At 35.4% G+C, this 8,001-nt stretch carries 2 protein-coding genes and 1 pseudogene; all 3 read right to left on the bottom strand.

What is annotated here, in order from left to right; all coding sequences use genetic code 11:
• Positions 1–2,409, bottom strand: a pseudogene (locus Q0543_RS10440) (gliding motility-associated C-terminal domain-containing protein); the annotation flags it as partial.
• A gap of 69 nt (positions 2,410–2,478) precedes the next feature.
• A complete protein-coding gene (locus Q0543_RS10435) occupies positions 2,479–4,101 on the bottom strand; it encodes a hypothetical protein (protein ID WP_299252370.1) in 1,623 nt (540 codons plus the stop codon).
• 667 nt (positions 4,102–4,768) lie between these two features.
• Positions 4,769–8,001 (bottom strand): T9SS type B sorting domain-containing protein (locus Q0543_RS10430; RefSeq protein WP_299252367.1); only part of this gene is annotated, 3,233 nt, incomplete at its 5' end.

Here is an 8,001-nt window from a genome sequence, read left to right as displayed (position 1 = left end):
ATTTTTACAAATGGTGACATCAATTCCTGCATCAACTATTGGGGATGGATTAATAAGTACATCTACAGGTAATGATACAGATTTACAACCAGCCTTACTAGCCGATAGTGTAAGAGTAACAGTTTTAGGATTTCCTGTTAATTCAGCAGGAGATGGGTTATATGAAGTTGTTAAGGCACCGGGTGTAGTGAAGGTACCAGTACCACCTGTCCAAGTTACCCCAGTTTGATTTGTTGCTGAACCAACTAGAGCAGCAGTTGGATTATTTACACAAACGGTTACTGGTAAACCAGGGTTTACCGTAGGAGCAGCGGTATAGCTTAATTTAACAGTACCTGTTGCCAATGGACATAAACCATTACCCGTAGTAGTAATGGTTAAGGTTACTGAACCCGTTGATATTTCACCTGCTGTTGGTGTGTATGTTGCATTTTTTGTGGTATTGTTTGGCACATATGTACCTGCACCACCAGACCAAATTATACCAGTAGCAATTGTAAAACTTGCATTTAAAGTAAGTGTAGGATTATTAGCACATGCAGATTGTGGAGGTCCAGGATTAACAGTAGGTCCACCAACAAACGTAATTTTTATAGAATCTGAAACAGGTGGACATGCTCCATTACCTGTAGAAGATAAAAATAAGTAGATAGATGTCAATGCTAAATCTGCAGAAGAAGGTGTAAAAGTAGTAACTGGTGAATTCGCATTTCCGAACGTACCTGTTATTCCGGATTTTACACTCCAAGCACCTCCACCAGCACCTTTTACAGAACCATTTAATGAGATTGGTCCTGCATTGGTACAGCTACTGATATCATTAGCCGAACCTGTTCCAACGGTAATAGTATTCGCATCAACGGCAATATTACCAGGTACTGCATATTTGGCTTTTACATTTATATAATTTGCATACCACCAAGTATTGACTGTTCTATTGTCACCCCAATTACCTATAGTAGGATTACTAGATGGAGGCATTGGTCCTGCTGTAACAGATCCAAATCCGTGGCAACCTGTAGTGGCAGTTGGTATACCAGTTGTACAACCCGCTAAATTAACAGTACCTCCAGGTATTGCTGTATCATCCCAAAACAATAAAGGCGGAGGACCTGCAGGTCTTACCAAAGAAACAATATAGCCGTAGGGATGATTTTCAACGTCAAAAAGGGGTAAGTGTGTTATACCATTGAAATAATCCAATCGCATATCTAAAGAATCACCAGGTGTAATTAGATTACCATTCCCATCTCTACTATTCCATGGGATACAATTTGAACCCACCACTAAATCTTGTTTGATTAAAACATCACTTGTACCAAATTGATAGCCAGATATACCATTGAAATTTAATAACAATTCTGTACCACCTGCTTTATCTACAATAACATTGATGCACCGATTATTTACATCACAACCTGTAACCGTAATATTATCTTTATTTAGAATATCCCCAAAAATACCTGTTGGGAAACGACATTGATCTGGATCATTTAAAAATATTTTATAATCTGCATAAGTAGCATTTGCAGCTACAGATCTTCTATCCAATGCAGTATTTCCTGTACTTTGAACACCTGTAGGATTACATGCAATGGTAAAACCAAAAGGTCTAATTCTGTTGAAATCAATACCTGTTACAATACCATCATTGGAATAGACATACATTTTACAAATAAATGGGTTGTTCGCAGCATTCACATTGATATCCCAAGTTTGAGAAAATAAGCGACCAGGGATTCTTACACCATTTGGGGTAGCAAATGGTACTATTGTTAAATCAAAATAACGTAAACGCATCTTAACTTTTTGCTGGGTGTTAACTTCAGCAGCAGTAGGAGCTGTTATTGCTGCAAATGCTGCTGGATTATTTACTGCTGGCATTCCAGCATTACTTTTTCTATAGATTTCTATGTAATAATTACCTGGTGCGGCAGGTGTAAAAGTTAAAGGGGTATAACCACCTGCTCCACCTACAATATTGCTTGGACCAGCTACTGCTGCAGCCCAAGATGCAATAGAACCAGCTCCCGCATTGGTTATTTGTTGCCAGCCTGTACCAGCAACTGGAAATACGACTCTATTTGTTGGTGATATAATTCGGTACCATGCAGTTGCACCGTTCGTTAAATCGCCTGCTTCAAAGTTCATCCCAAAATAAACAATTTCTTGTTGACAAACATTAAAATACAAACGCTTAGTTGAAGGACAACCAAACGTGGACGAATTTCTGTTTGGATCATTATTATCCCATATTTGCAACACCCCTTGGTTATCTGAAGCCAGCGTAGGAGTAAGCTGTGCAGTACCTTCTGCATGCGCAAACATACTTAATAACATTACCGCAGTAGCATAGCATGTTTTAAGTATAGTTTTAATAATCTGATTAGGGTTGTATAGTGTCTTCATAGGTACAAAGTACTAGTTTGTGTTCGTTTACGAGGAATGATGACAAAATGTTATTTTAGTATAAAAAAATCATTCTTTTATACCATCCGGACAAAGATTGATATTCTTTAGTCGTTCTTGGTAGCCATCCATTTCTTTTGTAGTAATAAAATCATCACAAACTTTATAATTGGGAGATTGTATTGATAAGCGATATTTTCCACCTTCTGGCAATGCCATGATGTATTTCCCAGTAGCTTTGTTCGAATGATATATGCCAATTATTGTATTATTATCCGTATCTACAACTTCTATGGTAGCACTAACAGGCTCTTTTGATACTGAATCTTGAATTATACCTACTATGACCAAAATATCTAAAACTTTAGGTTGATCTGTAGTTGCCACATAAATATCTTTATCACCATAACCTTCAGGTCTGATGGATGCGAAATAAATACGTCTACCATCTGCAGATAAGTTAAAATGAATATCGTCATGCGCTGAATTTAATGGGTAACCAACATTTATAGGTGCATCCCAATGATCTGTTGAATCTGAAAGCAATTTTGAATAAAACATATCAAATCCTCCCATTGAATTATGTCCCTGAGAACTGAAATACAATGTTTTACCATCTGGATGCATGAATGGAGAATCTTCATTATACCTGGTATTGATAATAGGGCCTAAATTTATCGGTCTAGCCCATTCATTATTTAATAATTTTTTAGAGATATATAAATCTAGACCACCATAACCACCTGGTCTATCGCTACTAAAAATCAAATATTCGCCATTTTTGGTTAAACAAGCAGATGGTTCATAGTACTTTGAATTGATTTCACCCTTTAGTTCTTCTGCTTTTAGCCAAACCTCGCCATCTAATTTAGATGATAAAAAGTTATCACCACGGTCATATCTATAAATGAGTAATTCTTGCCCGTCTGAAGCCAAAGAAATGCTTGCATCATGACCATCTGTATTTATAGAAGGTCCCATATTTTTAGCAAGCATCCAAGTAGAATCAATTTTAGAAGATATATAGACATCTTCATAAAATAAACCATCTTCAGGGTCTATTAATCCTCCAGTTGTTTCGGGTCTACAGGATGTGAAAATTAGTTGACTTTCATCTAAGGTTAATACAGGACCATATTCTGGATAATTAGAATTAATAGTTGGACCTAAATTTTTTATATGAATGGGTATTTCATCGCGCATTAATTTTTTTCCATTTTCGCACATTTCAACTTGTCTATAAATATCCTTAATCATGGATATGTTTTTCTTTTTATTCTTATACAAATAAGAGAGACAAATTTCATATTCAACAATAGCATTATCAAAACGATGAGCCAAATGATACGCACGACCTAAATAATAATGAAGCGTTGGAGGATACTGATTAGGTTTAAGTTTGCATTTTTCTAAAAATAATAAGGCATTTTGTTCGTCACCAGTTGTATTTATGTAACAAACAGCTATTGGGAACATGTACTTAGGCACATTTGGATAAATGCTATCTAAAGTTAAAAATATAGGCAATGCATGGTAATAATCCTGATTATCAAAGGTGTAATTAGCATTACTTTCTAACTCTGTCTGTGAAAGTGGGGTTTGTGCAAAAAGTAAAAATGTATTGAAATACATACATATTGCAATACATTTTTTCAATTTTAATGCGTATTGATAGGAAAACATTATTTTCATAATTTTAGACATATACAAATTAACAGAAACTAAGGCTGTAAAAAAATAATTGTCAATAAATTTAGACTGTAAAGGTATCAAGGTATTTGAGAATTTTATTAATTAAGAATTTAGTCAAAAGACGTCTACGTTTATTTGTATCCTTTTGTTGTTCGTTTATATTATAATATATATTCATTTATTTGAATCCAGATATAAAATTCAATGCTAATAGCTAATTATTGAATTAAAAAAACAATGTTGACACTTTATGGAGTAAAAAATAAAACTGACAAATATCAATTAAGAGGCTTCATCGTTGTTAAAGCTATTGAATCAGTTCATTTAAAATAATTAATATTTCATTAGGTGTTACATTATAATATGTAATAAATATAATACTCTTCAATAAATTGGGTGCAATCTTAAGCCCGTAGTTTTTAATAATGACTAACCTATTTTATTGCTGTTTTGTTTAGTTAACCGATAACGTGATGATACAAACAACATATTAGTAAACGCTAATTTATTCTTGTTTAGATTATATAAATTATTCTTCTAACATTGTTACTCCCCAGAAAATGGATGTGACATGTTATGTGTCTATCAAAAATATATAATTCAATTACGTAGAAAATAAAAACGGCCTCTAGTGAGGCCGTTTTTATTCATTTTTTTTAAATTTCATTTACCTAATTATTGCTACAGAACCTGCTTGTTTGTAAGGTCCTTTATATTGTTCTCTACCTTCATACGTAACTATCCATGGATATGTACCAGATGGCATTGGTTCACCTAAGTACGTACCATCCCAAGTTTCATATTTATCTGTAGTAATAAATATAATTTCTCCCCATCTGTTAAATACCATTAATTTATAATTCTCTTCGTATTTACCATATCCTCTGAAATATCGATCTACACTTCCGACTACCCCAGGAGTAAACGCTGTAGGAACATCAATATGTGGTTTACAAATTAAGTATACCAACGTTTTATCTGAGATGGAGCAGTTGAATTGATTTGTAATTTTAACAGTATATATACTATCTAAATCTGGAGATACAACATTTATTTGTGTTGTTACACCATTGTTCCATTTATATGTGGTGTTGGCCTGCGCACCTGGGTTTAATGAAATAGATCCTCCATTATCTGGACAATACACATATCTATCAGGTAAGTCAGATGTAGGATAAGGCGAAAATCCGATAACGTTTACAGATGAATCTTTACATTGATCAACTGATAGGTATCCTTTATATGTTCCAACTGAAGATACAATTATGGTTGAATCTGTTGAGAAAGTAGCACCACCATCTTTCTTCCATTTATAGTTCAGTTGTAAAAACTGATTTAAATTCGGAATATTAGTTGGTACGGCTGTCAATTTTACTTTCAAACCTACACAAGATGTAGAATCTATGGAAACCATATTTGGTTTTGGTAAACCAATTACATAGACACTATCCACAGTTGTACAAGTTGTTGCCGGATTGGTAACGGTAATAGTATACTTGCTGGTATCAGTAGCTGATGTGATATTTATAGTATTACCTGATCCTGCAGGCGTTCCATTTAAACTCCAGTTGATTGTTGCAGTTGCAGGTATTGCACTAGCAGTTAATACACCCGGTCCACATGCAATGATATCGCTTGCTTTAACTGTAGGTACTGGATTTACGTGTACTTGTCCTTCTGCCTTACAATTAGCAAATGCGAATTGAACATTATAGATACCTGTATCAGGAACAATCAAGAATGATTTATTTTGACCTGTCATAATTTTCCCAGTATCAAACCACTGATAAATACCAGGTACTAATGGTTGCGGAGAAGGGTTTGATTGAACCAACAGATTCTCGCTATAACACGCTGGATTGGGGGTTATAGAAAATGTAGGTAGGTCAAACGTTGTAATATTAACCGTGTCTCTAGAAATACATCCTTTACCATCTGTTGCTAATAGAATACGACTTGTATTTGAAGTAACGATAAAGGTGTGTGATTTAGAATTTGGTGCTTGCACCTCTGTACCACCCGCATCTGTCCAAGAATAACTCACCCCAGTTTTGGTATTATTTGCAGAAACCGTAACAGGTGCATTTATACAAGAATATTGATCTTGCCCAGCATTTGCAATTGGCAGCGGTTCAATTTTTAATGTTGCAGAACTCGTTACATCTTTACATGTACCATAATTGGATGCTGTTAATGTAAGCGTAACCGAACCTGCAGCAATATCTGCAGCAGTAGGGTAATACTTCGCATTCACAGAATTGTTGTTCACAGCAAATACACCAGAACCAGTTGATTTCCAAGTATCCGATCCAATCAATAAACCACCATTAACAACTCCATTTAATTGTGCTCCTAATATAGTTTCACATATAATGGGTGCACCTGCAGTAACAACCGGAATGGGAGATACCGTAACTTCTATTGAATCTTTTCTAGAACTGCAAATGCCTGAAGAACCAGATGTAGCATATAGTTTAATAGTACCAGCAGCAGCATCTGCTTGAGAAATATTATATGTAACAGGATTCCCAGAAGCATTGGGGGTGAACGATCCGCTACCATTTGTAGACCAATTTATACTGCTAGCATTATAGATTTTAGAACTTATAAGTATGGTTCCTGCATCGGCACAAATAGCTTGGTCAGCTGAAGCAACCACCACAGGTATTGGTTGAACTGTAACTTTTAAAGTATCATATACCGGCTTACACAATCCTTGATTAGCAGATTTGCCAAATATATTAATTACTCTATTGGTGGTATCGGCATCGGATAGGATATATTGATTAGCAAGAGTTGTAGTTGGATTTACAAATATTCCAGAACCAGAGGAAGACCAATCAACACCTGTTGCCACAGTTGTTGCAGCCAATAACTCTACCAATTGATCTGCACAAACAATTTTATCAGGCCCAATATTAATGGTAGGTAAAGGAGTTAATCGAATGGTGAAGAAATCTGAATATGCATTACATGTTCCATTTCCTGTTGTAGTAAGGGTTATTCCAATGTTACCTTTTTTTCTATCTAAGGCTGAAGGCACATAAATTGCATTCTTATCGGCAATACTCGGTGAGAAAATACCTGTTCCTGTAGTAGACCATTCAACACCTAATGCATTTGAAAAATCAGGATCCAGCTGAATGTAGGCTGTATCTGCACACAAAGGAGGAATTGCACCTGATGCATTAGCAACTACAATAGGAGGTGGAGTAATGGTAAGTACCATCTCATCGGGATTTGCTGGACAAAATCCAGCATTAGTAGGTGTTAAAGTTATCGTTAAACCACCTGCATCAATATCTGATTGATCTGGTTTGAACGTTGGATTTAAATCTGTAGGGCTTGGATAAAACCTTCCTTTTCCAGTTCCACTTGTCCAGATACCTGTTGCACCAGCACCTTCAATAATACCATTAAGAGGAAAGAATCCAGCATCTGCACACGCAATTTGATCAAAACCAGCATTAACAACCGCTACAGTTGATTTTAATATGGTGATACCAAAATACGTTTCTGTTTCTTTACATGGATTCGATCCTACAGTACTTGCATAGATAATAACACCACCATTTGCTTGATCACTCGCTGATGGTGTATACACTGTTGGGCTGCCCGTAGTCGTACTAAATGAACCTGTACCTGTTGTTTTCCAAATGATAGAAGATGCATTTAAAATGGTTGCAGTAGCTACAACTGTATTGCCTATACAAATAGAATCAGCTGGAACAGAACCTGTGATAGTAGGTTCTGGATTTAATGTTATTTGTACATTGCTAGAATAATCTTTACACGTTCCATTTCCTGTAGTTGTTAAGGTAAGGGTTGTACTGCCAGTTGTTTTATCTAAAGCAGAAGGTATATATTTTGCATTTACATTAGAAGCATTTGGAGTAAACG

Origin of the sequence: uncultured Cytophaga sp. (assembly GCF_937863595.1) — a bacterium.
GTDB lineage: Bacteria > Bacteroidota > Bacteroidia > Cytophagales > Cytophagaceae > Cytophaga.
Note: the sequence above shows the minus strand (reverse complement) of the source record. Positions and strands in the feature narration are given on the sequence as shown.

Bases quoted from the DNA above. Each gene is read 5' to 3' on its own strand.
- Q0543_RS10435 (WP_299252370.1), bottom strand. From the start codon at position 4,101: ATGAAAATAATGTTTTCCTATCAATACGCATTAAAATTGAAAAAATGT.